A 23,932-nucleotide genomic window follows, 5' to 3' on the forward strand; every position below is an offset into this window, starting at 1 on the left:
CCATGCCCCGCTCCCGCTCCCGCTCCCGCTCCCGCCTCTGCGGGAGCGGGAGCGAGTGTTCTGGCGCATAGGCGAACCGTCGCGGCGCGCGATAGTCTGAGCGCCGTCCTCAATGCGCACGCACTGCTGATGTCCGGCTCCGACGATTCACCCGGCGATTTGCCCAACATTCCGCCTGAAACTCCGCCCACCGATGCGTCCGACATGCACACCCGCGCCGACATCCGGCGCATCGTCGCGTCGTCTTCGCTCGGCCGGCAGCTGCGCGCTGCGCGGGCAAAGAAGCAGCGCGAGCAGGCAGAACCTGTACCGGCACGACCGACCCGGCGCGCCCGCCGCGCCGGCGGTGTGCTGCCTGACGTCGGCGCGCTGCAGGCGCGCATCGACGGCCTGTACGCGGCACGCGGCTGGTGCGTGTTCGATTTCCAGCGCACGGTGTGGGCACATCTGCAGCAGGGCCGCAGCGGCCTGCTGCACGCCGGCACCGGCTCGGGCAAGACCCTGGCCGTCTGGCTGGGGGCGCTGCTGCGGGCCGCAGCCCGGCCGGCACCTGGTCTGCGCGTGCTGTGGATCACCCCGATGCGTGCGTTGGCCGCCGACACCGCGCTGACGCTGGGCGAATCGGCGCGCGCGCTCGGTCTGGACTGGGACGTCGGTCTGCGCACCGGCGACACCGGCGCGGCCGAGCGCGCCCGTCAGGCGCGCGCACTGCCGCAGGCGCTGGTCACCACACCGGAGAGCCTCACGCTGCTGCTTTCGCACGACACCGCGCGCGAACAGCTGGGCGCGCTGTGCGCCGTGGTGGTCGATGAGTGGCATGAACTGATCGCCAACAAGCGCGGCGTGCAGACGCAACTGGCGCTGGCGCGGCTGCGGCAGTGGAATCCGGCGCTGCCGGTGTGGGGTTTGTCCGCCACGCTGGGCAATCCGGACCATGCGATGCAGGTGTTGTGCGGCCCGGGTGGCGAACGGGTGGCCGGCGAAATGGTGCGGCCGGTGAAGCTCGACAGTCTGATTCCGGCGCACACCGAACGCTTTCCATGGGCCGGCCATCTGGGCGTGAAGCTGCTCGACGCCGTGCTGACCGAACTGGACGCCAGTCCGTCGACCTTGCTGTTCACCAACACGCGGTCGCAGGCCGAGCTGTGGTACCAGGCGCTGCTGGCGGCGCGCCCGGACTGGGCGGGACTGATCGCGCTGCATCACGGCTCGCTGTCGCGCGACGTGCGCGAGTGGGTCGAAGCCGGGCTGAAGAACGGCACGCTGCGCGCCGTGGTGTGCACCTCCAGCCTCGATCTGGGCGTGGACTTCCTGCCGGTGGAGCGCGTGCTGCAGCTGGGCTCGCCGAAGGGTGTGGCGCGACTGATGCAGCGCGCCGGCCGCTCGGGCCACGCACCCGGCCGCACACCGCACGCCACCTGCGTGCCCGGCCATGGCCTGGAACTGATCGATTCGGCCGCCGCGCGCCGCGCAGTCGCGGCCGGTCGCATCGAACCGCGACACAGCCCGGAGGCGCCGGTCGATGTGCTGGTGCAGCACCTGGTGACGCTGGCACTGGCCGGTGGTTTCGATGCCGACGCGCTGAAGGCGGAAATCCGAACCACCCATGCCTACCGCGCACTGGATGATCGCACCTGGGACTGGGCGATGGATTTCGTCACCCGCGGTGGCGCCTCGCTTGCCGCCTATCCGGATTACTGCAAGGTCGAACGCGATGGCGACGGCCGCCACCGTGTGCCGCGCGCCGACATTGCCCGTCGCCACCGCATGCAGATCGGCACCATCACCGCGGATTCCGCGGTCGACGTGCGCTGGGCGAGAGGTGGAAAGAGCGGAGGAAAAAGCGGTGGAAACAACGCTGGGCAGACCATCGGCGCCTCCGGTGTGGCGGCGCTGGCTGGCGGCCGACTTGGCCAGGTCGAGGAATCCTTCATCGGCCGCCTGAAGCCGGGCGACTGTTTCCTGTTTGCCGGGCGCGTGCTCGAACTGGTCGCGGTACGCGACATGCAGGCGCTGGTGCGCGCCGGCAATGCAGCGCGCGGCACTGTGCCGCGCTGGGCCGGCGGACGCATGCCACTGTCCAGCGAACTGGCGCAGGAAATCCGCGCCCTGATCGCGCTCGCCGCCCGGGGTGAGTATCCGGAGCCGGAAATGCAGGCGCTGCGTCCGCTGCTCGACCTGCAGCGCGCCTGGTCGGCGCTGCCGCGCGCAGACGAACTACTGATCGAAGTCGTGCAGTCGCGCGAAGGACATCACGCCTTTTTCTATCCGTTTTCCGGCCGGCCGGTGCATGCCGGGCTGGCCGCACTGCTCGCCGGGCGCATTTCGCGCAGCCGTCCGATCACCTTTTCGCTGTCGTTCAACGACTATGGCTTCGAACTGTTGTCTGCGACGCCGATCAACTGGGCGCAGGAAATCGCGGCCGGCCTGCTGTCCGGCGACGCACTCGCGACCGACATCGAACACTGCCTGAATGCGGCCCAGCTCGCACGCCGCCGCTTTCGCGAAGTTGCCCGGGTGGCCGGCCTGACCTTCCAGGGCTATCCCGGACAGGGCAAGAGCGCGCGCCAGCTTCAGGTCAGCAGCGAGTTGCTGTTCGACGTGTTTTCGCGCCACGACCCGGACAACTTGCTGTTGCAGCAGGCGAAGCAGGAAGCCCTGCACGACGAACTGGATGCCGAACGCATCGCCGACACGCTGGCCGCGATGCGCGCCGCCCGGCATTGCATCACGCGCCCACCGTCGATGACGCCGTTCGCCTTTCCGCTGCTGGTGGCGCGGTTGCGCGAGCGGCTGTCGAGCGAACAACTGTCGGACCGTGTGGCGCGCATGGTGGCGCTGCTGGAAAAAGCGGCCGGAACCTGACGCCATGCTGCAGCTCGACATTGCCGGCGAATCGATGACGCTGCTCGCCGAACGAGCGCTGTGGTGGCCCGCGCAATCCACGCTGCTGATCGCCGACGCGCACTTCGGCAAAGGCGTCACCTTCCGGGCGCGCGGCGTGGCCGTGCCCTCGGGCACCAGCGACGACACGTTGGACCGGCTGGCCGCGCTGCTCGATCGCACCGGCGCCTCCCGCGTGGTGTTTCTCGGCGACCTGCTGCACGCCCGCGAAGCACGCCAGCCGGCGTTGATGGCGACGCTGGCCGGGCTGCACGCGCCCGCGGTGGAGTGGGTGCTGGTGCGCGGCAACCATGATGCTCACGCCGGAGTGCCGGCCGAACTGGGGCTGACCGTGGTCGACGAACCGTGGGTGTTGGCGCCTTTCGCGCTGTGCCATCACCCGGACACGCGAACGGGCCACTATGTGCTGGCCGGCCACGTGCATCCGGCGCTGCGTGTCGAGGCGGGTGGTGACAGGCTGCGCCTGCCCTGCTTCGCGTTCGGCCCGGACGTCGGTCTGCTGCCGGCCTTCGGCAGCTTCACCGGACACATGACGCTGGCGCCCGACGCCGGCATGCGCTGCTTCGTCGTCGCTGCCGACCGCGTGCTGGAAGTGCCGCATGCCTCGGCACGCCGGCGCGGCAGGGCCTAAAATGCAACGCTTGTACGATCGGTCGCGCGTCGACACACGTTTCCCGGATCCCGAATGCGAATCAGCCCGAACGCCCTGAACACCGCCGCGCTGCCTGCGCTCTACAGCGCAGAGGCCCTGCGGCGCATCGAGCGGCACTATGCACCGCGCAGCTCGCCGCGCCTGATGGAGCGCGCCGGCGCGACGGGGGCGGCCAAGGCGATGGAAATCATGGGCGGCCGGCACGGCCGCGTGCTCGTGATGTGCGGGCCGGGCAACAACGGCGGCGACGGCTTCGTGATCGCCCGCCAGCTGCGCCAGACCGGCTTCGATGTTGTCGTGGCCTATATCGGCGACGAACATGCGCAGGCCACCGACGCCGTGTCGGCCTGGGCGTCCTGGCGTGCCATCGGCGGTGTCACCCTGCCGCGTCTGCCGCAGGGCGAATACTCGCTGGTGGTCGATGCGCTGTACGGCATCGGGCTGACGCGGCCGGTCGAAGGCGAACACGCGGCGTGGATCGATGCCGTCAACGACATGACGTGCCCGGTGCTGGCCATCGACGTGCCGAGCGGATTGAACGCCGATACCGGCCGCGTGCTCGGTCGTGCCATCCGTGCTTCGCACACGGCGACGATGATTGCGTTCAAACCCGGTCTGCTGACGCTGGACGGGCCGGACCACTGCGGCGAGCTGTCGCTGCACGATCTCGGACTCGACTGTGCGTTGGTCGAGCGGCCGTCCGGCTGGCAGGTCGGCCGCGCGCTGTTCGACCACCTGCTGCGGCCACGGGCGCGCAACAGCCACAAGGGCAGCAACGGCAATGCAGTGCTGATCGGTGGTGCGCGCGGCATGGCGGGTGCCGCGCTGCTGGCAGGGCGCGCCGCGTTGAAGGTCGGCGCCGGCCGGGTCTATGTCGGCATGCTTGATCACGCTGCATTGCCGCTCGATCCCGAACAGCCCGAACTGATGATCCGCTCGCCGGGTGAAATCCTGACCGGCGACCTGGCGACCTGTGTTGCCATCGGTCCCGGTCTGGGTCAGAGCCCGGCGGCGTTCGAACTGATGCGCGAGGCGATTGCGACCACCGGCACACTGGTGCTCGACGCCGACGCGCTGAATCTGTTGTCGCAACACCCGGATCTGGCGCAGGCGGTGCATGACCGCAGTGCGCCGACATTACTCACGCCGCATCCGACCGAGGCGGCGCGCCTGCTTGGCAGCACGACGCCGCAGGTGCAGGAAGACCGCATCGCCGCGGCCTGCGCCGTCGCGCGCCGCTACCACGCCGCCACGGTCCTCAAAGGCTGCGGCAGCGTGATTGCACTGGCCGACGGACGATGGTTCATCAACACCACCGGCAATCCGGGCATGGCGTCGGCCGGCATGGGCGATGTGCTGACCGGGCTGATCGCGGGTCTGCTGGCGCAGGGCTGGCCGGCCGATCTGGCGCTGATCGGCGGCGTGCATCTGCACGGCCTGGCCGGCGACCGGCTGGTCGCGCTCGGCAAGGGGCCGAACGGCCTGACCGCCGGCGAGGTGATCGAATCGGCGCGCGCCGCGTTCAATGCGCTGATTGCCGGCACCGATGTGCAGGAAGTCAGCCATATCCCGCTCTGACCGCTCACAGCCGCTGATCGGCGTGATGCTGATGCTGGCGGCGCTGTTCTGTTTCGCCGTGCTGGACACGACAGGCAAATACCTGTCGCAACGCTATCCGGTCGGCGTACTGGTATGGGCGCGCTATCTGGTGCCCGCCATCGTACTGGGCGCTGTGCTGTACCCGCGCATGGGGCGCAACCTCGTGGTCACCGCGCGCTGGCGGCTGCAGATCGTGCGCGCGGCGCTGCTGGCCGGCGTGTCTTTCCTGATCATGGGGGGCCTGCGCACGATTCCGATGGCCGAAGGCACGTCGCTGTTCTTCATCACGCCGCTCATCGTCACCCTGCTGGCCGGTCCGGTGCTGGGCGAGCGGGTGACCGGGGCGCACTGGCTGCTCGCGCTGTTCGGCTTTTCAGGCGTGCTGCTGATTGCGCGCCCTGACGGCGACCTGCCGCTGGTGCCGGTGCTGATGCTGCTGGCCGGTTCGTTGCTGTACGCGCTGTACCAGCTGGCGACGCGCACGCTGGCGCCGACCGAGCGACCGCTGACCACGCTTTTCTACACCGCGCTGATCGGCGCAGCCATCTCGTCGGTGGCGCTGCCGGCCGCGGCACACAGCGATGTTCCGGGCTGGCAGGACACGCTGCTCGTGCTGTCGCTCGGTGTATCCGGCATGGCCGGCCACTTCCTGCTGATCCGGGCGATGGCGTTCGCGCCGGCGTCGACGCTGAGCCCGCTCATCTATGTACAACTGGTCTGGGCGACGCTGATGGGCTGGCTGGTGTTCGGCGACCTGCCGGGCGCCAGTGCCATCGGCGGTGCGGCCATCATCGTGGCCAGCGGATTGCTGAGTGCCTGGCTGGCGCACCGGCGCTGAGCACGTCCGGTGTGACTGCCGCCGCATGGCGCGTACGGGCGCGATGCTAGAATCCGCCGCTTCGATCCACCGGTCACTGCCATGCGGGAAAATGAACAGCTGTCCATCGAAATCCAGCGCAATGTATCGCAGGCGCTCGCCGAGGATGTCGGCACCGGCGACCTGACGGCGCGCCTGATTCCACCCGGGCGTGCTGCGCAGGGGCTGGTGACGGCGCGTGAAGAAGCTGTGCTGTGCGGCCGCGACTGGTTCGAAGCCTGTTTGCGTGCGCTCGATCCGAAAGCGACGGTCGCCTGGCATGTACCGGAGGGCGAGTGGGTTGCACCGGACCAGAAGCTTTGCGAAATCCTGTCCGAAACCCGTGCCTTGCTCACCGCCGAACGCGCCGCGCTGAATTTCGTGCAACTGCTGTCGGCCACCGCCACGATGACGCGCCGCTTCGTCGACGCGATCGGCGGCACCTCGGCGCGCATCGTCGATACCCGCAAGACCTTGCCGGGCCTGCGACTGGCGCAGAAGTACGCAGTGCGCATCGGTGGCGGGCTGAACCATCGCATGGGGCTGTACGACGGCATCCTGATCAAGGAAAACCACATCATGGCGGCTGGCGGCATCCGCCCGGTGCTGGCGCGGGCGCGCGGCATTGCGCCATCGAATGCCTTCATCCAGATCGAGGTGGAAACACTGGCACAACTGCGCGAGGCGCTGGACGCAGGCGCCACCATGGTGCTGCTGGACAACATGAGCATCGAACAGATGCGCGAGGCGGTGGCGATCAATGACGACCGGGCCGAACTTGAAGCATCCGGTGGTGTGGATCTGGACCGGGTGCGTGCCATTGCCGAAACCGGTGTTGACCGCATTTCGATCGGCGTGCTGACCAAGAATGTTCGTGCGATTGATCTTTCCCTTCGTCATGTCGAGCGCTGAGCGTCCGACCCACGCGACAGTCACCTGCGGAGACCCGGGCTGATGTGGTTCATCCTGTATTACATCGTTGCAATCACCGTACTCATCCTGCACTTCACCGGTTTTCTGGCCCGCAACAACATCGAATGGCTGGTGTTCGTGCTGGCGGTGACCGTGTTCCCCGCGGTGCTCTACCTTTAAGCCTGCGCGCCATGCGGGTGCGGCGCAAAAGCCCTCCCCCGCGCGAACACACGCTCACCAGCGAATCCTGACTGCCCGCCATCCGGCCGGCAGTTTCCACCCGTCGCGTGCCTGGAACCCGCCATTTTCTGCTGGGGCAGAAAACGGTTCGACTCATTAGGTAAATGAAAATACGTCCTTAAATCTACTTGAGAACCATTTACATCACGTTTACATTACGCACCTGATGCAATTCGTTCAGTGACCAGCGTTACTTGCCTAATGGAGCCAAACCCGTGATGCATCTGCCCCGCCCGATTCCGCTCGCAGCCGCCCTTGCTGCCGCCCTGTCGTCCTGCGCCTTCGCGAACGACAGCCCGACGATGCTCATGCCTCGCGTTGATGTGATCGGAACTGCCAATCGGCTGCCGGACCTTGCCGGGACCGGGCAGATCATCGACAGCAAGGAACTTGAAGGTAGCCGTGTCTTCACGGTCAACGAAGCACTGCGGCGCGTCACCGGGGTGAACGTGAGGGACGAGGAAGGGTTCGGACTGCGTCCGAACATCGGCATCCGTGGCCTCAACCCGACCCGTTCAACCAAGGTGACCCTGCTCGAGGACGGTGTGCCGCTGGCTTATGCACCGTATGGCGACAACGCGAGCTACTACCATCCGATGGTCGATCGCTACGAGCGCATCGAAGTGCTGAAAGGACCGGGATCGCTGCTGTTCGGGCCGCAGACGGTCGGCGGCACGGTGAACTACATCACCCCCGCACCACCGCAGGAGGTCGGCGGGTACGTGCAGGGCGCACTCGGCAATCGGGATTACGCCAATGCGAAGTTCAATATCGGCGGTCACGGGTTGTTGCTCGACTACACGCGTAAGCAGGGCAATGGCTCGCGCGACAACATGGAACATGAACTTGACGATCTGAACGTCAAGTACGTGATGAATCTGACCCGCGATCAGGTTTTGACGCTGCGCGGCAACTATTACACAGAGAACTCGACGGTGACCTACTCGGGTCTGACCCAGGCGGAATTCGATCGCTTCGGCGCGCGTTACAACCCGTTCAAGAACGACAGGTTCGACATCAGGCGGCATGGATTCTCCGCCACGCATGCCATCGCCGTCACTGAGAAAGCCGTGCTGACCACCAATCTGTACTACTCGCATTTCGATCGCGACTGGTGGAGACAGTCGAGCAACAGCACCGATACGCAGTGTGGGACGGGATTTCGCGATAGTCGCCTCGCGGGTATCGCAGTCGATCCCGACAACTGCAACTCCATCCAGGGACGTCTGCGCGAATACGACACCTGGGGCATCGAGCCCAGGCTGACGGTAGAGCATCAGTTCGGTGAATTCCAGGCCGGCGTCCGCATGCATTACGAAGAACAGCGCAGGGTCCAGATCAATGCAACGTCACCGACCGGACGCACCGGCGCCGTGGCGGAAAACAATCTTCGCGAAACCAAAGCGTTCAGCGCCTATGTGTCGAACCGCTTCGATATCGGCAAATTCAGCATCACGCCCATCATTCGCCATGAGGACATCGATGCTGAACGCAGGAACCGTCTGACCGGCGACACGGGTGATACGCGGGTCAGCAAAACGACACCGGGCATCGGCATCACGTGGAATCCCTCCGATGCACTTACGGTGTTCGCCGGCGCACACAAGGGCTTTGCCCCTCCGCGCGTGGAAGATCTGATTGGTGGCACGGGGACAGTGACCGAGGTAGATCCGGAAGAGTCGACCAACTTCGAACTGGGCGCACGCGTGCGCCCGACCGACAAGATTTCGTTGCAGGCTGCCTATTTCAGGTCTGATTTCGACAATCTGATTGCGGTGGGTTCGATCGCTGGCGGCAACACGCCGCTGTCCCAGGGAAAGGCGTTGTTCGAAGGTGTCGAATTCTCCGGTCAGGCCGCGTTGGCAAGCGGTGCATTCACACGCGTCGCCTATACCTGGCTGCCGGTCGCCGAGCAAAGCACGCCTTTCAGAAACGTCGCAACGCAGGCTGTCATCGCAGGCAGCCAGTCCGGTCTGCGCCAGCCCTACACGTCAAGGAACACCCTCACTGCAGCGGCCGGCTACGAGAAGGGATCGTTCCGCGGAGAGCTCGAAGCGCAGTACGTCGGCAGGCAGTTTTCGGATTTTGCGAACGTGATCGATCCGACGGCTGACGGTCAGCGTGGCGAAATCTCGTCCTACACGATCTGGAATGCCAGCCTCAACTACCGCTTCGATCGGGCCTTCAGCGTTTTCCTGACGGCGAAAAACCTCGGTGACAAGACTTACATCGTCGACCGTACCCGCGGCATCCAGGTTGGCATGCCCAGGCTGGTGTTCGCAGGCATTCGCTACACCTTCTGAGATCACCGACGCACCGGGCTGGATGCAACCTGGGGCGTCGTTCCATCTTTACCGGACCCGCCCTCACTCGTGCCGCCCTTGCCCATTCATGTTGCTGACCATAAACAACCTGCTGCAGGACGATGAAGTCGCCCTTTTGCGCACCTTGCTCGCTCGCGCCGAGTGGTCGAGCGGCGCGGCCACCGCCGGTACGCAGGCTGTCACCGTCAAGAACAACCAGCAGATCGCCGAAGATGCGCCGCTGCTGCCGGAGTTGCGGCGCATCGTGCTGGCGGCACTGAACCGCTCGCCGCTGTTTTTCACGGCGGTGCTGCCACACCGCATCGTGCCGCCCTGCTTCAACCGCTACGCCGACGGCGCGGACCGATACGGCGCGCACATCGACAACTCGATGCGCGCGCTGCCCGATGGCAGTGGCTATATGCGTGCCGACGTGTCGGCCACATTGTTCCTGTCCGACCCGGCCGATTACGACGGCGGCGAACTGGTCATCGAAGATACCTACGGACGCCACGAAGTGAAGCTGCCGGCCGGCAGTCTGGTCACTTATCCATCATCGTCGGTGCATCAGGTGCAGCCGGTGACGCGCGGCGAGCGCATCGGCTGCTTCATGTTCATCCAGAGTCTGGTGCGCGACGCCGAACAGCGGCGCCTGCTGTTCGATCTCGACATGGAATTGCTGGCGCTGCGCCAGCAGCTCGGTGAAACGCCATCCATGGTCAGGCTGACCGGGGTGTATCACAACCTGCTGCGCCGCTGGGGCGACACCTGAAGGTGAATATGCCCGCGCCGCGTTCCATCGCCGACTATCGCGAATTGGCGCGCATGCGCCTGCACCCCGAGCTCTGGCACTACCTCGACGACGGCCGCGACACGCCGTGCGGGCGCGCCAACCGCGCAGCCTTCGACGCCGCGCCGCTGATGCCGCGCCCATTGACCGACGTGCGCGGCGGCCATACCCGCATCGAACTGTTCGGCGAGGTGCTTGGTCATCCGATGCTGCTCGCCCCGCTCGCCTATCAACGCCTGTATCACCCGGATGGCGAGCAGGCGAGCGCGATGGCGGCGAATGCGCAGGACGGACAGATGGTCATGAGCTCGCTGGCCAGTCAGCCGTTCGACGCCATTGTCCGCGCCGCCGAGCGCGCGCCCTGGTTCCAGCTTTACTGGCAAGGCAGCCGCGAGGCGACGCACCGGCTGCTCGATCGCGCGATCGCTGCCGGCGTCCGCGCGGTGGTGTTCACGGTCGATGCGCCGGTCAAGGTGACGGCGCTGGCGCTGCCGGCACAGGTTGGCGCAGTCAATCTCGATGCACCGGCAAGCGCGGTCGCCATCGCCGTCGGCCAGAGTCAGGTGTTCGACGGTTGGATGGCGAAGGCGCCGACCTGGGACGACCTGGCCTGGCTGAGGGAGCACACTTCGCTGCCTTTGCTGCTCAAGGGGGTGCTGCATCGGGACGACGCGGTACGTGCGGTGCAACGGGGCTGCGACGGAATCATCGTGTCCAATCACGGAGGGCGCGTGCTGGCCGGCGCTCCGGCCAGCCTGTCAATGCTTCCGGCCATCGTATCGGCCGTCGGGCCAGGCGTGCCCGTGTTGCTGGACAGCGGCATCGACAGTGGCAGTGACGTGCACCGCGCACTGGTCGCCGGCGCACGAGCAGTGCTGATCGGCCGACCTTGCATCTGGGGGCTGGCCTGCAACGGTGCGCTCGGCGTCGCGCACGTCGTCCGGCTGTTGCGCGACGAGCTGGAACAGAGCATGGCGCTGTGCGGCCACGCCACCGTCGCTGCTAGCGCAGGAATGTCCGGCTGATTTCGCGGAATTCGTCCGAGCCCGCCGCCCCCAGCCATTCGAACGCCACCATTTCGCGCGACACCACGATCACGCCATGCTGACGCATACGATCGAGTGCGACCAGGCGGTTGCTCGGGTCGCGTGACGCGATGCAGTCTGCGACAACAAACACCTGCTTGCCGCTGGACTGCAGGTCCAGTGCGCTCTGCAGTACGCAGATATGCGCTTCGGTACCGCAGATCACGACCTGCGGCCGCTGCAGCCCGGCGACTGTGTCCAGGCAGCCATCGGTGACGCAGGAAAAATGCATCTTGGGCACAATGGACTGAACCGGCACGAGGTCGCGCAGTGCCTGCACGGTCACACCCAGACCTTTCGGATTCTGTTCGCAGATCGAAACCGGCACCGAGAGGCGCTGTGCGATGCGCACCATCCACACGACATTGTCGAGCAGACGCTCGGCGTCATCCATTGCGGGCAACAGTCGCTCCTGCATGTCGATCAGCAGCAGCGATGATCCGTGGCGGTCAATAAGCATCGAACACTCCGTCGGTCCAGACTGACCAAGAGCTTACCAGTCGTTGATGGCTGCTTGCGACGCCGACGTTCGACGTTGCCGATTCGGGCGGCGGCTCAACGCACGCGTTGCTGGCCAAGTGCCTGACTGACCGCCCGATCGAACATCGGCTCGTTATTGACCACGCGCGCCTCGCCGTTGGCCAGCTGCAGCGCCAGCGCGTCTGGCGCGATCGAGGTCGCCCGCGTCGAACCGGGGTTCGTAAACAGATAGATGCCGCGTTGCGGGCTGACCCAGTTCAGGCGCATGCGCACAAAACTGCCATCGGCCTGCCTGAACTCGATCCAGTCGCCCCGCTTGAGTTCGAATACGCGGTCCTGCTCCTGGATATCGAGCGGTGACGGCAGGTTTAACGAAATGTCATTGAGTTCCAGTCCGTCCTGTTCGACACGCTCGCTGACCACTTCGGGCGCCGGCACATCGTCATTCGCCGAGTATGCCTCCGGTACCCACTGTTCGACTGCCGGTGCCGCTGTCGCCGCACCGGGCTTGATCCACTGCGCGTGCAGATCGAACAGGCCGTTGAGCAGCATCAGCTTGTCTGCCGGATGGGCGCCTGCCAGATCGAAGCCCTGGTTGAGGCGGCGCAGCAGACCGGGCAGCGCCACGACGAGGGCGCGGCGTTCATCCGCATCGGCCTTGGCTTGCACGCTCCAGATCAGTTCGTCGATGGTGGCGAGCGCCTGCTGGTAATCGACGGCCGCATCCGGACCGGTGTCGACATGCTTGCGCAGCAGCCGGCGCCATACGCCATCGAGCAGACTTTGCACCACGCCGGGCAGCGGTTTGCGCAGCCGGTCATCGATTTCGTCGTCGGCGGCGCGCCGCGCATCTTCGCGGCGCAGCCGTTCCTGCTCGCGCGCGCTGGCAATCAGCGCCGCCGCTTCCGCACGCTGCGTCTCGTCTGCTTCCAGTTCGATGACGAAGGCGCGCAGGTCGTCGCTGCACGCCTCGAAGAGACTCAGATCGCGGTCGAAATCGCGCAGGATGCGATCGACGATTTCCGCCAGCTTGATGTACAGCGGGTCTTCGTGTCCGACGTCACGCCCCCAGCGCATCATCGAATTGGAAATCAGGTCGAGCAGTCGACGTGCCGGATGCGCCTTGCTGGAGAAGAAGCTGCGGTCCAGCATGGCCACCTTGACCAGCGGAATCTGCAGCCGGCCGACCAGCGCCTTGATTGGATCGGCGATATCCGCGTCGTCGAAGATGAGGTCGAACAGCATGGCGACGATGTCGACCGTGATCGCATCGAATTGTCCGAGATGGCGGCCCAGCTCGGAGGTGCGGAAACTGCGCAGCAGATTGGGCGGTATGCCGAGGTTGTAGGACGAAGCGGCGGGAACCGAGAGGTCAGCGTCGGACTGCAGCGCGCTCAGTGCCTCGAACACGAAAGGTGATGCAAGCCCGGCCGGGCTCGCCCCGGCGGCGCCGATCGGCGGCAGCGCAATACCCTGTGCCGCCATCTGGCCCTGGACCAGTTGCGACAGCATGGCGTAGATGTCGCCGTCTGCCTCCGCAGCGGCGCCAAACGCAGCCTGTTCTGCGAAGCCGCCATTCACCGACGACATGCCGAAGCCGGGCATCGATGCGGTGAAGCCTGCATCCTGGACACCGCCTATCGCAGGAAAACCACCCTGCCCACCAACTGATGGTGCAAATCCGCCGCTGGCCATTCCTGCCTGATCACTGGCTGCGCCGATGCCCTGACCATGCGTTGCGCCCACCACGCCGGCGCGCGCACCGACGTTGCGGCGGAATCCGCGACGCAGTCCCGGCAGCACGTTCTGCCGCTGCAACCGTACGTTCAGGTCCTGATACAACTTTGAAAGTTCGCGTGAAATCTGCGATTCGAGCGATTGCAGCAGCACCAGCCGCATCTGCACGCTGGCATCGACTTCTTCGCAGGCTGCGCGCAGCGCCTTGGCGACACCTTCGGTGCCGAGCGGATTGTCCTGATCGGTCGGATCCGTCTTGCCGAGCAGCGAGCCCAGACGCTGTTCGACGCCGAACAGCTCCTCGTCGCAGTGTTCCTTCAGCTTGCGGGTGAGTTCATGAACAGCCAGATCCTGCGTCAGGTCGTCTTCGCCCACCAGGCTGAGCTCGTCGAGCGACGTCGGTACCGCAGATCGCGATGATTCAACCGGCTCGCCGCGCACACGCGCGTCGAAATAGCGGGTCAGGTGGTCGATGAAGGTTTGTTCGATGCCGGCCCACTGCTGGCGGGCCTTGCCGCAGGTAAACATGTAGAGGTTACGCTGGTCACGGTCGAGCTCCGCTTCGGCCCGGGCGACGAGGTCTTCTTCGATTTTTTCCAGCATGCCGCGCAGCGAATCACGCAGGCGCCGGATCGTGAAATCCCGGCAGTCGCTGATCACCCGCCCTCGTTCGGGCGGTACGGCAGTCTGTTTCGGCAGGGGTACAGCGCTCATGATTCACCTTTGCGGCCGCGCACGGCGGTCGGTAAAGGCTGAAACGGGGCGCAAAGTCAGGACCGGACGCGAGGCGTGGTACAGCATCACGGCGGCCCCGCTGTCATGGGGCGCTGGGCACCCGGTAGACCGGAAACTTTGCGTCGCCACCTTTCGGTGGGTTTGCCCTGGTTCAGCTTCAATATGTCGTCACATCATTTAACGACTGCGCTGCGCAAGACTTTAGGCCCTCATATCTGCAACGTGGCGATGATGGAGTCGAGTTCTTCCTTCGATTCCGCGACCACCGCCTCCAGCGTTTCATTGTCGATGTCCGAGGTCGCCGCGTCGGCAAGAACCCCGTCCTCTTCCGGCGACAGCGTGGAGAACGGATTAGGGAATGCTGCCATGCTTTCGGCGAGGAACAGCACGTCGCCCAGCGATCGGGGCGGCACGACTGCGCCTTCGAACGACGGTGCATCAATGGCAGCGATCACCTGTTCCGGTACCTTGAGCGATTCGAGCACGGCGCGGCCGACGCTCTGGCTGAAACTGAACATCAGCCCGCCCAGTTCGGCTTCGCGCTGCAGCAGCGCAGGAAAGGCCGAGGCGCGGGCCAGCAGGTAGAACTGGCCGATTTCATGCACCAGACCGGCGAACATGGCCGTGTCGGCGTTGAGCCGCGAAAGGCGACGCGCGATGACGTAGCTCAGTGCCGAAACGTGAATGGTGTGCCGCCACAGGTCATGCGTCAGGACGCGCAGGCGTTCGTCGGCGCGCGCGTCCACCATCTGGCGGACGATGAGCGACATCGTGAGCATGCGGATCGGCTCGGTTCCGACGCGCGTGACCGCGGTACGGACGTCGGTGATTTCGTTGCCGCTGCGGTTGTAGGCGACCGAATTGGCGAGACGCAGCGCTTTCGCGCTGAGAACCGGCTCGGCGCCAACCAGCCGGCAGACCTCATTGACATTGATATCAGGATTCTCAAGCGCTTGCCGGATGCGCAGCGACACGTCAATGCTGGTCGGGAAGACGATGTCGCCCGATTCAAGTTCCGCTGACAGCCGCTGCAGTGCCTCAAGCGATGAATTCACCGGCTCACCCATGACATGTTCTCCGTGACGCACCGAGGTGCGCATATGGTTCGATGTCTGTGTATACGGCAGCGTGCGGGTCGGACTTGATCCCCGATTCAGCTCACGCTGACGCCGCTCGCCTGCAGGTCATGCAGCGTTGCGGGCAATGAAGGCCTTCATGGCGGCCACGTCGGTACCCATCACCTCGTAACGCTGCGGCAGCGATTCAAGGTGCTCCATGCCGTGCGGGCGCACCGGCTCGCAGCCCAGCGCCTCGACCACCGTTTCCGAAAATTTGGCCGGCAGTGCGGTTTCAAGCACCACCATCGGCACACCGGCTTCGCGCCGCTCCAGCGCCACTTTCAGGCCGTCGGCGGTATGCGTGTCGATGGCGCGCCCCCAGCGCGCATGGGCCAGACGCATCGTGGCCAGACGATGGGCATGATTACTGGCGCCGGACTGGAAGCCATACTCAGACGCGACCTTGCCGAACAGCCCGGTGCCTGACAGATCGAACGGGCGGCCGCGATCGACTTCGCCCCACATCGCCCTCACCTGCTCGGTGTCGCGACCGGCCAGGTCGAAGATGAAGCGTTCGAAGTTGCTCGCCTTGGAAATATCCATCGACGGGCTGCTGGTATGCAGCGTTTCCGCGTTGCCACGCGGCCGATAGAGGCCGGTGCGGAAGAACTCGTCGAGCACGTCGTTTTCGTTGGTGGCCACCACCAGATGGCGGATCGGCAGGCCCATCATGCGGGCGATGTGACCGGCGCACACATTGCCGAAGTTGCCGGACGGCACGGTAAAGCTCACCTGCTGGTCATCGCGCTGCGTCGCGGCGAAGTAACCCTTGAAGTAATAGACGACCTGGGCCGACACGCGCGCCCAGTTGATCGAATTGACGGTGCCGATGCGGTACTTCGCCTTGAAATCGAGGTCGTTCGACACCGCCTTGACCATGTCCTGGCAGTCGTCGAACACACCGCGCACCGCGATATTGAATATGTTCGGATCCTGCAGGCTGAACATCTGGGCGCTCTGGAAGCGGCTCATCTTGCCGTGCGGGCTCAGCATGAATACGCGGATGCCGCGCTTGCCGCGCATCGCGTATTCGGCGCTCGAACCGGTATCGCCCGACGTGGCACCGAAAATGTTCAGCTCGGCCCCGTTTTTCGCCAGTGCATACTCGAACAGGTTGCCGAGCAGCTGCATTGCCATGTCCTTGAACGCCAGCGTAGGGCCGTTCGACAGTTCGAGCAGATGCAGGTCGGGCTCCAGCGTGAAGAGCGGCGTGATGTCGCGTGCGTCCGAGCCGGACACCGTGTTGCAGTAAACCTCGGGGCGATACGTGCGGTCGATCAGCGCGTGCAGGTCGTCTGACGGCAGGTCGTCGGCGAAGCGCGACAGCACGGCATAGGCAAGCTGGCGGTAATCCATGCTGCGCATCGAACCGAGTTCGAGCGGCGTGAATTTCGGGTACTGCACAGGCATGGCGAGGCCGCCGTCTTCCATCAGGCCGCCCAGCAGGATGTCGGTAAAGCGCTTCTGCGGCGCGAGGCCGCGGGTGGATACGTAATACATCGCGTCGTGCATCGGATTCGTGGTCGGGAGGCGGTCGGGCGCAGCGCGCTCAATGGCGTCGGTTCAAGGGGCATCAATCTAGCACAGCGCGCCCTTGCGGCCCGCCGATCCCCTCCCGGGTTATGGCTGCATGAATGCACCAAATTGGGGCGATTGGATACACTACGGCGTTTCGCCCGGATGTTTCCCGATGACCGGCCTGACAGAACTGCTGCGCCGACATCTGATTTCCGATGCCCCGCCGCTTTCGTCCGCCGAACGATGGCGCAGTACGCTGGCCGGCCTGTTCGGCCTGTTGTTGTTCGAGTGCGTGCTGTTCGTGCTGCCGCTCGGAGCGGAAGAGAAGCGCATCCTGGCGCCGCTGGGCGCGACGTCCGTCATCCTGTTCGCGCTGCCGCACAGTCCGCTGGCACAGCCGTGGTCGGTCATCGGCGGCCTGCTGATTTCTGCGCCGCTCGGCTATGCCTGCGGTTACTGGCTACCGAGCGGGCCGTGGGTGATGGCCGTGGCACTCGCTGCATCAATCTGGCTGACCGCATGGGCGCGTTGCATCCATCCGCCGGCCGGTGCGATGGCACTGACCATGGCGATGGCCGCCGCGCAGGGTGCGACGATCGAACCCGCACTGATGGCGACCGCCGCGAACACGATCGCCATCATGGTGGCAGTTATGGTCGTGAATAACCTGATTCCCGGCCGCCGTTATCCGCAGGGTACGCCCCCCGCCGCGCAGCTGAGGATGCACGGGGCGCCGCCGGTGATCGCGCACCGCGATCTGGAGGCGGCTCTGGGCGAAATCGACGGGTTTCTCGACGTGCGTGAGGACGACCTCGTCGATCTCTACGAACGCACGCTCAGGCACGCCTTCATGCGCGTGCATGTGATGCGCTGCAGCGATCTGATCGAACGTTCGAACAAGGCAGCTCCGGCGCTGGAGTTCGCGACCCCGCTCGCCGAGGCCTGGCAGCTGATGCGCACGCTGCGCGTCGATGCCTTGCCGGTGGTCGACCGCAGTCGGCGCGTGATCGGCCTGCTGTCGCTGGAAGACTTCCTGCGCGAGGTTTCGCCGCAAGCGAGCCGGTCGATGGGCGACGCCGTGCGCCACCTGCTGGCGCGCTCGCCGCACATGCATTCCGACAAGGCAGAGGTGGTCGGGCAGATGATGCGCGACGTGCGCGATGGCGTACTCGTGCTGCGCCAGCACGACAGTGTGGCCGAGGCGGCCGAGGCGATTGCCGCTGGCCGTCAGCCCGCTGTGCCGGTGATCAATGGCGCCGACCGCTTGGTCGGTCTGCTCGATCGCACCGATCTGGTCGCGGCGCTTTACCACCGGATGGCGCTGGTCGATGCGACAAACGAACAGTCGATCTCCGGATCGGACCCCACGTCGAACTCAACCGCGGCACAGGCCGGCTGACCGCCGGCCCTGCCGTTTCAGCCGTTCAGCTCTTCCAGACGCAGTCGCGTCACGTTGCCCACCGTGCTGTCGAGCGCTTCGATGCGCGCGATGGCGGCATCGACCTTTTTCTCGCGCGTCACATGGGTCAGCATGATGATGTTGGCCTGCTGTTCACCCTCCGACGGTTCCTTCTGCAACATGGCGTCAATGCTGATTTCCTGGTCAGCCAGGATGCGCGTGATGTCGGCCAGCACACCCGGCCTGTCCTGCACACGCAGGCGCAGGTAGTAGGCGCTTTCGACTTCACTGATCGGCAGGATGGGGATGTCGGACAGCTGATCGGCGCGGAACGCCAGATGCGGCACGCGATGTTCCGGGTCAGCCGTATGCAGGCGGGTCACGTCGACCAGGTCGGCGATGACGGAACTGGCCGTCGGCTCTGCACCTGCGCCGCGACCGTAATACAGCGTGGCGCCGACCGCGTCGCCTTTCACCAGCACCGCGTTCATCACGCCTTCGACATTGGCGATCAGGCGCTTCGACGGGATGAGTGTCGGGTGCACGCGCAGTTCGAAGCCATCAGCCTTGCGCTTGGTGATGCCCAGCAACTTGATGCGATAGCCCAGCTCTTCGGCGTAGCGGATGTCGTCGGCAGTCAGCTTCGTGATGCCTTCGATGTGGGCGCGGTCGAACTGGACCGGGATGCCGAAGGCGATCGCCGACAGCAAGGTGATCTTGTGCGCGGCATCGACGCCTTCGATGTCGAACGTCGGATCGGCTTCGGCATAGCCCAGCCGCTGCGCATCGGCGAGCGCGTCGGCGAAGGTCAGGCCCTTGTCGCGCATTTCGGACAGGATGTAATTGGTGGTGCCGTTGATGATGCCGGCCACCCATTCGATGCGGTTGGCCGTCAGCCCTTCGCGTACCGCCTTGATGATGGGAATGCCCCCGGCCACCGCCGCCTCGAACGCCACCATGACGCCCTTGGCCTGCGCCGCGGCGAAGATTTCCTGCCCGTGCGTGGCCAGCAGCGCCTTGTTGGCGGTCACCACGTGCTTGCCGTGGGCGATCGCCTCGAGCACCAGTTCCTTTGCGATGGTGTAGCCGCCGATCAGTTCGACCACGATGTCGATGTCGGGGTCGCGCACCACTTCGAAGGCATCGCCGGTCACCTTCACCTTGCCGCCGGTCAGTTGCTGCGCGCGGGCGGTGTCGCGATCGGCGACCGCCGTAATCTGGATCGGCCGGCCGGCGCGACGGGTGATTTCTTCCTGGTTGCGGGTCAATACCGTCCAGGTTCCGCCGCCGACGGTGCCGATGCCGAGCAGACCTACATTGATGGGTTTCATGCCTTGCCTCGTGTGGAATGACGTTGCGGGGCCGTGTTCAGGTCCCGCGAAAAAAGGAAACAGGCGATGTGCATGCCTTCGCGATGGTAGAAGCGGTGCGCATCGACACGCTGGGTGCCGGAATCCAGTCTGAGCCGCGTGGCGCCGCGACCTGTTGCCTCGTGTGCCAGCCAGTCGAGCAGGGTCTTGCCGACGCCCTGCGAGCGGGCAGCCGGTGCGGTGACCAGATCATCGATATAGAAATGCACGCCACTTGACGTGTTGCGGTGGCAGCGGAAGACCGCCACGCCGACGACCTGGTCACCGCGGACGGCCACCGCCATTTCGCCGCCGTCGTCGAAAATGCCCTGCAACGTGCCGGCGTAATCCACGGGCAGATCGGGGCGAAGTGCGCGATGCACCGATTCAGCGCGTGCCAGCCACGAAGGTTCCAGCACGGCCCGTCTGCCGGCCACCCGCACTACGGCAACCTCAGCGGCCATGACGCTTCCGGAAGCCGTCGAGAAAGCGGGCGATGCGTCCGATGGCTTCGCGCAGGTCGTCTTCGTGCGGCAGGAAGACCACGCGGAAATGGTCCGGCCGGGGCCAGTTGAAGCCGGTGCCCTGCACCAGCAGCACGCGCTGTTCTTCCAGCAATTCGAGAATGAAGCGCTGATCGTCCTCGATCGGGTAGAGCTTGGGGTCAAGCCGCGGGAACAGGTAGAGCGAAGCGCGCGGTTTGACGCAACTGACGCCCGGGATCTGCGTCAGCAGTTCCCACGCGGTGTCGCGCTGCCGCGCCAGCCGCCCGCCCGGTGCGACCAGATCGTTGATCGTCTGATAGCCGCCGAGTGCAGTCTGGATCGCGAACTGCCCCGGTACGTTCGAGCACAGGCGCATCGACGCCAGCATGTTCAGGCCGTCGATGTAGTCGCGCGCATGACGCTTGTCACCCGACACCACCATCCAGCCGGCGCGGTAACCGCAGGCGCGGTAGTTCTTCGACAGACCGTTGAAGGTAACGAACAGCAGGTCGTCAGCCAGCGAGGCGATTGACGTGTGCGTGGCGCCGTCGTACAGCGTCTTGTCGTAGATTTCGTCGGCAAACACGATGAGGTTGTGCTGGCGCGCGATCTCCACCAGATCCTGAAGCAGCGCGTCGGAATACAGCGCGCCGGTCGGATTGTTCGGGTTGATGATGACGATGGCGCGCGTGTTGGGCGTGATCTTGGCGCGGATGTCAGCCAGATCGGGCATCCAGTCGGCGCCTTCGTCACAGATGTAGTGACGCGCCGTGCCACCGGCCAGCGTCACCGCCGCGGTCCACAGCGGATAGTCGGGCGCCGGCACCAGCACTTCGTCGCCGCTGTTGAGCAGACCCTGCATGGCCATCACGATGAGCTCGGACGCCCCGTTGCCGATGAAGATGTCGTCCACACCCACACCCGGAATCCGCTTTTCCTGGCTGTACTGCATGATCGCCTTGCGCGGCGCGAACAGGCCGCGCGAATCGGTGTAGCCGGACGCGTCGGGCAGATTCCGGATCACGTCCTGCACGATTTCCTCGGGCGCTTCAAAACCGAATGGCGCGAGGTTGCCGATGTTGAGCTTGATGACGCGCTGCCCTTCTTCCTCCATCTGGCGGGCCCGGGCAAGTACGGGGCCGCGGATGTCGTAACAGACGTTGGCGAGCTTTGAAGACTTCGAAACCGGAGGATGCACGATGGGGCGATCTGGAGAGGCGATGATTGGATGACTGGGCATGTGTCGAAGAACGACAGTCACCGGGATGACCGCCGTCGCGCGGACTGCATTGTCCGCCAGCGAAAAAAGATATGATTGTATGCGAGCCCGCAATACAGGGCAAAAGCCGGTTGCCGGCTGCGCTCCCAGTCCACTGGATCTTCCCGACCGAACCACCGTGAAGCTGCATCAGAACCCGCGCCCGACCACCTACCTCGTCACCGGATTTGGCGATGGCTATCTGCAGATTGGCGAGCGCCTGCTGACGCGCACCGTGGTGCTTGGCCCCGGAATGCTGCGCGAGGACTGGGGCGCCGGCAGTATCGACCAGCTCAGTGCCGCCGACTTTGCGCAATTGACCACGCTCGATGCGCAGATTCTGCTGCTCGGCACCGGCCCGACACAACAGTTCCCCCACTCTTCGCTGCTGCGTCCGCTGATCGACGCGGGTATCGGCGTTGAAGTCATGGACACGCTGGCGGCTGCGCGCACCTACAACATACTGGTTGCGGAAGGCCGTGCGGTAGCCGCAGCACTCATCCTGCCGGATGCGGTGCCGTCAGCATGACCCCGACGCCATTCAAGGAGAGACGGCTCAGATGAGCACCACCCCGATCGACGATTTCACGCTGGCGTCCACCTCGGGACAGGATTTCAACCTGTCCGCTGCCGCCAAGCCGCTGGTCATCTATTTCTATCCGAAAGACAGCACACCGGGCTGCACCACCGAAAGCGCAGCCTTCCGTGACCTTCATCCGCAGTTCGTTGCCGCCGGCTGCGGCGTGATCGGCATCTCGCGCGACAGCATCAAGTCGCACCAGAGTTTCAAGGCCAAGCTCGAACTCCCTTTCGAACTGATTTCCGACCCGGATGAAACCGCCTGCGCGCTGTTCGACGTCATGAAGATGAAAAACATGTACGGCAAACAGGTGCGCGGCGTGGAGCGGAGCACGTTCGTGCTCGGCAGTGGCAACCTTATCCTGCGTGAATGGCGCGGTGTGAAAGTGCCGGGCCACGCAGACGAGGTGCTCGACTTCGTCAAGACTCTCTGAAACCCGGCGCAACCGACACAGAAAAGATCCAATGGCCACCCGACGCCCCGCTGCAGCACCCGCATCGCGCACCCGCAAGTCCGCCCCGGCCACCAAGCTCTTCATCCTCGACACCAACGTGCTGATGCACGACCCGACCAGCCTGTTCCGCTTCGAAGAGCACGACATTTTCGTGCCGATCATGACGCTGGAAGAGCTGGACAACAACAAGAAGGGCATGACGGAGGTCGCGCGAAACGCTCGTCAGGCCAGCCGGTTGCTGGACGAGATCGTCAGCGGCGCGGAAGACCGCATCGCGCTGGGCATTCCGCTGGCGGCAGCGTCGAGCGACCTGGCGAGCGGCCACCTGCTGCTGCAGACCGAAGCGATCGACGGAGTGCTGCCGGCCGGTCTTCCCACCGCCAAGGCAGACAACCAGATCATCGCGGTCGTGATGCATCTGTCGCAACGCTACCCGGCGCGGCAGGTCATCCTCGTGTCGAAGGACATCAACATGCGCATCAAGGCCCGCGCGCTCGGGCTGCATGCGCAGGATTACTTCAACGACAAGGTGCTTGAAGACACCGACATGCTCTATACCGGCACGCGCGAGTTGCCGGAGAAGTTCTGGGACGATCATGGCGGCAATCTCGAATCGTGGAAGGAAAACGGCCGCACCTTGTACCGGGTCAAGGGCCCGCTGTGCCCGGATCTGCTGATCAATGAATTTGTGTATCGCGAAGCGGGCGCCAAGCAGGACAAACCCTTCCATGCTGCCGTGCGGGAGCGCAGCGGCAAGACCGCAGTGCTCGAAACGCTGGTCGATTACGGACACCACAAGAATTCGGTTTGGGGCATTCTGGCGCGCAACCGCGAACAGAATTTCGCGCTGAACCTCCTGATGAATCCGGACATCGATTTTGTCACCCTGCTCGGCCAGGCCGGCACCGGCAAAACGCTGCTGACGCTGGCTGCCGGGCTGACCCAGGTGCTGGAAAGCAAGCTCTACAGCGAAATCATCATGACTCGCGTCACCGTGCCGGTGGGCGAGGACATCGGCTTCCTGCCGGGCACCGAAGAGGAAAAGATGACGCCTTGGATGGGCGCACTCGAAGACAACCTTGACGTGCTGAACAAGACTGACGATCCGAATGCGTCCGGCGAATGGGGCCGCGCCGCCACGCTCGACCTCATCCGCAGCAGGATCAAGGTGAAGTCACTCAATTTCATGCGCGGGCGCACCTTCCTGAACAAGTTCCTGATCATCGACGAGGCGCAGAACCTGACACCAAAGCAGATGAAAACGCTGATCACCCGCGCCGGTCCCGGCACCAAGGTGATCTGCTTGGGCAATATTGCGCAGATCGATACGCCTTATCTGACCGAAGGTAGCTCAGGTTTGACCTATGTCGTTGACCGTTTCAAGGGCTGGCCGCACAGTGGCCATGTGACCTTGCAGCGCGGCGAGCGCTCGCGCCTCGCCGATCATGCAGCCGAAGTGCTGTGAGTGCCATGTGTGA

20 protein-coding genes and 1 riboswitch are annotated in these 23,932 nt (G+C 65.0%); of the genes, 13 read left to right on the forward strand and 7 right to left on the reverse strand.

From position 1 onward, the window contains the following. Window positions 1–129: 129 nt before the first annotated feature. The 9 genes from Q8R75_RS16220 (at window position 130) to Q8R75_RS16260 (ending at window position 11,281) form a co-directional block, all read left to right on the forward strand. Complete coding sequence (locus Q8R75_RS16220) at window positions 130–2,865, forward strand: ligase-associated DNA damage response DEXH box helicase (protein ID WP_305612628.1); 2,736 nt, start codon at window positions 130–132, stop codon at window positions 2,863–2,865. Between the two features lie 4 nt (window positions 2,866–2,869). Continuing rightward, a complete protein-coding gene (gene pdeM / locus Q8R75_RS16225) occupies window positions 2,870–3,535 on the forward strand; it encodes a ligase-associated DNA damage response endonuclease PdeM (protein WP_305612627.1) in 666 nt (221 codons plus the stop codon). Between the two features lie 54 nt (window positions 3,536–3,589). Beyond that, window positions 3,590–5,134, forward strand: coding sequence for an NAD(P)H-hydrate dehydratase (locus Q8R75_RS16230; RefSeq protein WP_305612625.1), 1,545 nt, complete (start codon window positions 3,590–3,592; stop codon window positions 5,132–5,134). A 25-nt stretch (window positions 5,135–5,159) separates the two neighbouring features. Beyond that, the gene (locus tag Q8R75_RS16235; protein WP_305612623.1) at window positions 5,160–5,993 is read left to right on the forward strand and encodes a DMT family transporter; all 834 of its coding nucleotides are present in this window, start codon (window positions 5,160–5,162) and stop codon (window positions 5,991–5,993) included. A gap of 81 nt (window positions 5,994–6,074) precedes the next feature. Next, window positions 6,075–6,923 carry a carboxylating nicotinate-nucleotide diphosphorylase gene (gene nadC, locus Q8R75_RS16240; RefSeq protein WP_305612621.1) on the forward strand — a complete coding sequence of 283 codons (849 nt, stop codon included), beginning with the start codon at window positions 6,075–6,077 and terminating at the stop codon, window positions 6,921–6,923. A 42-nt stretch (window positions 6,924–6,965) separates the two neighbouring features. After that, window positions 6,966–7,103: a hypothetical protein gene (locus tag Q8R75_RS16245; protein WP_190295037.1), complete on the forward strand. Its 138-nt coding sequence runs from the start codon at window positions 6,966–6,968 to the stop codon at window positions 7,101–7,103. 278 nt (window positions 7,104–7,381) lie between these two features. After that, the gene (locus Q8R75_RS16250) at window positions 7,382–9,466 is read left to right on the forward strand and encodes a TonB-dependent receptor (protein WP_305626185.1); all 2,085 of its coding nucleotides are present in this window, start codon (window positions 7,382–7,384) and stop codon (window positions 9,464–9,466) included. Between the two features lie 88 nt (window positions 9,467–9,554). Continuing rightward, on the forward strand, window positions 9,555–10,238 hold the full coding sequence (locus tag Q8R75_RS16255) for a Fe2+-dependent dioxygenase (RefSeq protein WP_305612679.1): 684 nt from the start codon (window positions 9,555–9,557) through the stop codon (window positions 10,236–10,238). 8 nt (window positions 10,239–10,246) lie between these two features. Next, window positions 10,247–11,281, forward strand: a complete 1,035-nt coding sequence (locus Q8R75_RS16260) for an alpha-hydroxy acid oxidase (protein ID WP_305626184.1) — start codon at window positions 10,247–10,249, stop codon at window positions 11,279–11,281. On the opposite strand, the gene Q8R75_RS16265 is transcribed toward Q8R75_RS16260, so the two are convergent. The 4 genes from Q8R75_RS16265 to thrC all read right to left on the reverse strand — a co-directional run bounded on the left by Q8R75_RS16265 (window position 11,259) and on the right by thrC (window position 16,923). Continuing rightward, a complete protein-coding gene (locus tag Q8R75_RS16265; RefSeq protein WP_305611938.1) occupies window positions 11,259–11,801 on the reverse strand; it encodes a hydrolase in 543 nt (180 codons plus the stop codon). The genes Q8R75_RS16260 and Q8R75_RS16265 overlap by 23 nt on opposite strands. 95 nt (window positions 11,802–11,896) lie before the next feature. After that, a complete protein-coding gene (locus Q8R75_RS16270) occupies window positions 11,897–14,272 on the reverse strand; it encodes a DUF1631 family protein (RefSeq protein WP_305611940.1) in 2,376 nt (791 codons plus the stop codon). A gap of 87 nt (window positions 14,273–14,359) precedes the next feature. Next, window positions 14,360–14,449: riboswitch (cyclic di-GMP riboswitch) on the reverse strand. Between the two features lie 53 nt (window positions 14,450–14,502). Beyond that, window positions 14,503–15,360 carry an HDOD domain-containing protein gene (locus Q8R75_RS16275; protein ID WP_305611941.1) on the reverse strand — a complete coding sequence of 286 codons (858 nt, stop codon included), beginning with the start codon at window positions 15,358–15,360 and terminating at the stop codon, window positions 14,503–14,505. 117 nt (window positions 15,361–15,477) lie between these two features. Further along, window positions 15,478–16,923 carry a threonine synthase gene (gene thrC, locus Q8R75_RS16280; protein WP_305611943.1) on the reverse strand — a complete coding sequence of 482 codons (1,446 nt, stop codon included), beginning with the start codon at window positions 16,921–16,923 and terminating at the stop codon, window positions 15,478–15,480. Window positions 16,924–17,101: 178 nt separating this feature from the next. Between thrC and Q8R75_RS16285 the strand changes: the two genes are divergently transcribed. Continuing rightward, a complete protein-coding gene (locus Q8R75_RS16285; protein WP_305611944.1) occupies window positions 17,102–18,328 on the forward strand; it encodes an HPP family protein in 1,227 nt (408 codons plus the stop codon). A gap of 17 nt (window positions 18,329–18,345) precedes the next feature. Here Q8R75_RS16285 and Q8R75_RS16290 read toward each other — a convergent pair whose 3' ends face one another. Genes Q8R75_RS16290 through Q8R75_RS16300 form a run of 3 tightly spaced genes read right to left on the reverse strand, consistent with a single transcriptional unit; the run spans window position 18,346 to window position 21,402 of the window. Then, window positions 18,346–19,659, reverse strand: a complete 1,314-nt coding sequence (locus Q8R75_RS16290) for a homoserine dehydrogenase (protein WP_305611946.1) — start codon at window positions 19,657–19,659, stop codon at window positions 18,346–18,348. Then, window positions 19,656–20,141: a GNAT family N-acetyltransferase gene (locus Q8R75_RS16295; RefSeq protein ID WP_305611948.1), complete on the reverse strand. Its 486-nt coding sequence runs from the start codon at window positions 20,139–20,141 to the stop codon at window positions 19,656–19,658. The genes Q8R75_RS16290 and Q8R75_RS16295 overlap by 4 nt, the downstream gene beginning before the upstream one ends. After that, complete coding sequence (locus Q8R75_RS16300) at window positions 20,131–21,402, reverse strand: pyridoxal phosphate-dependent aminotransferase (RefSeq protein ID WP_305611950.1); 1,272 nt, start codon at window positions 21,400–21,402, stop codon at window positions 20,131–20,133. Before Q8R75_RS16300 ends, Q8R75_RS16295 begins: the two co-directional genes overlap by 11 nt. Before the next feature lie 157 nt (window positions 21,403–21,559). On the opposite strand from Q8R75_RS16300, the gene Q8R75_RS16305 reads away from it, so the two are divergent. From Q8R75_RS16305 to Q8R75_RS16315, 3 genes are read left to right on the forward strand one after another with little or no spacing between them, the layout of a single operon-like run. Then, the gene (locus Q8R75_RS16305) at window positions 21,560–21,949 is read left to right on the forward strand and encodes an Mth938-like domain-containing protein (RefSeq protein ID WP_305611951.1); all 390 of its coding nucleotides are present in this window, start codon (window positions 21,560–21,562) and stop codon (window positions 21,947–21,949) included. A 31-nt stretch (window positions 21,950–21,980) separates the two neighbouring features. Next, window positions 21,981–22,433, forward strand: coding sequence for a peroxiredoxin (locus Q8R75_RS16310; RefSeq protein WP_305611953.1), 453 nt, complete (start codon window positions 21,981–21,983; stop codon window positions 22,431–22,433). A 31-nt stretch (window positions 22,434–22,464) separates the two neighbouring features. Continuing rightward, the gene (locus tag Q8R75_RS16315) at window positions 22,465–23,919 is read left to right on the forward strand and encodes a PhoH family protein (protein ID WP_305611955.1); all 1,455 of its coding nucleotides are present in this window, start codon (window positions 22,465–22,467) and stop codon (window positions 23,917–23,919) included. Window positions 23,920–23,932 lie beyond the last annotated feature (13 nt).

This window comes from Methyloversatilis sp. (assembly GCF_030696805.1).
In the GTDB taxonomy this organism is placed as follows: domain Bacteria; phylum Pseudomonadota; class Gammaproteobacteria; order Burkholderiales; family Rhodocyclaceae; genus Methyloversatilis.

Bases quoted from the DNA above. Each gene is read 5' to 3' on its own strand.
- Q8R75_RS16265 (WP_305611938.1), bottom strand. From the start codon at position 11,801: ATGCTTATTGACCGCCACGGATCATCGCTGCTGCTGATCGACATGCAG.
- Q8R75_RS16220 (WP_305612628.1), top strand. From the start codon at position 130: ATGTCCGGCTCCGACGATTCACCCGGCGATTTGCCCAACATTCCGCCT.
- thrC (WP_305611943.1), bottom strand. From the start codon at position 16,923: ATGCACGACGCGATGTATTACGTATCCACCCGCGGCCTCGCGCCGCAG.
- nadC (WP_305612621.1), top strand. From the start codon at position 6,075: ATGCGGGAAAATGAACAGCTGTCCATCGAAATCCAGCGCAATGTATCG.
- Q8R75_RS16270 (WP_305611940.1), bottom strand. From the start codon at position 14,272: ATGAGCGCTGTACCCCTGCCGAAACAGACTGCCGTACCGCCCGAACGA.
- pdeM (WP_305612627.1), top strand. From the start codon at position 2,870: ATGCTGCAGCTCGACATTGCCGGCGAATCGATGACGCTGCTCGCCGAA.
- Q8R75_RS16295 (WP_305611948.1), bottom strand. From the start codon at position 20,141: ATGGCCGCTGAGGTTGCCGTAGTGCGGGTGGCCGGCAGACGGGCCGTG.
- Q8R75_RS16315 (WP_305611955.1), top strand. From the start codon at position 22,465: ATGGCCACCCGACGCCCCGCTGCAGCACCCGCATCGCGCACCCGCAAG.
- Q8R75_RS16300 (WP_305611950.1), bottom strand. From the start codon at position 21,402: ATGCCCAGTCATCCAATCATCGCCTCTCCAGATCGCCCCATCGTGCAT.
- Q8R75_RS16285 (WP_305611944.1), top strand. From the start codon at position 17,102: ATGACCGGCCTGACAGAACTGCTGCGCCGACATCTGATTTCCGATGCC.
- Q8R75_RS16310 (WP_305611953.1), top strand. From the start codon at position 21,981: ATGAGCACCACCCCGATCGACGATTTCACGCTGGCGTCCACCTCGGGA.
- Q8R75_RS16230 (WP_305612625.1), top strand. From the start codon at position 3,590: ATGCGAATCAGCCCGAACGCCCTGAACACCGCCGCGCTGCCTGCGCTC.
- Q8R75_RS16245 (WP_190295037.1), top strand. From the start codon at position 6,966: ATGTGGTTCATCCTGTATTACATCGTTGCAATCACCGTACTCATCCTG.
- Q8R75_RS16275 (WP_305611941.1), bottom strand. From the start codon at position 15,360: ATGGGTGAGCCGGTGAATTCATCGCTTGAGGCACTGCAGCGGCTGTCA.
- Q8R75_RS16250 (WP_305626185.1), top strand. From the start codon at position 7,382: ATGCATCTGCCCCGCCCGATTCCGCTCGCAGCCGCCCTTGCTGCCGCC.
- Q8R75_RS16235 (WP_305612623.1), top strand. From the start codon at position 5,160: ATGCTGATGCTGGCGGCGCTGTTCTGTTTCGCCGTGCTGGACACGACA.
- Q8R75_RS16290 (WP_305611946.1), bottom strand. From the start codon at position 19,659: ATGAAACCCATCAATGTAGGTCTGCTCGGCATCGGCACCGTCGGCGGC.
- Q8R75_RS16255 (WP_305612679.1), top strand. From the start codon at position 9,555: ATGTTGCTGACCATAAACAACCTGCTGCAGGACGATGAAGTCGCCCTT.
- Q8R75_RS16260 (WP_305626184.1), top strand. From the start codon at position 10,247: ATGCCCGCGCCGCGTTCCATCGCCGACTATCGCGAATTGGCGCGCATG.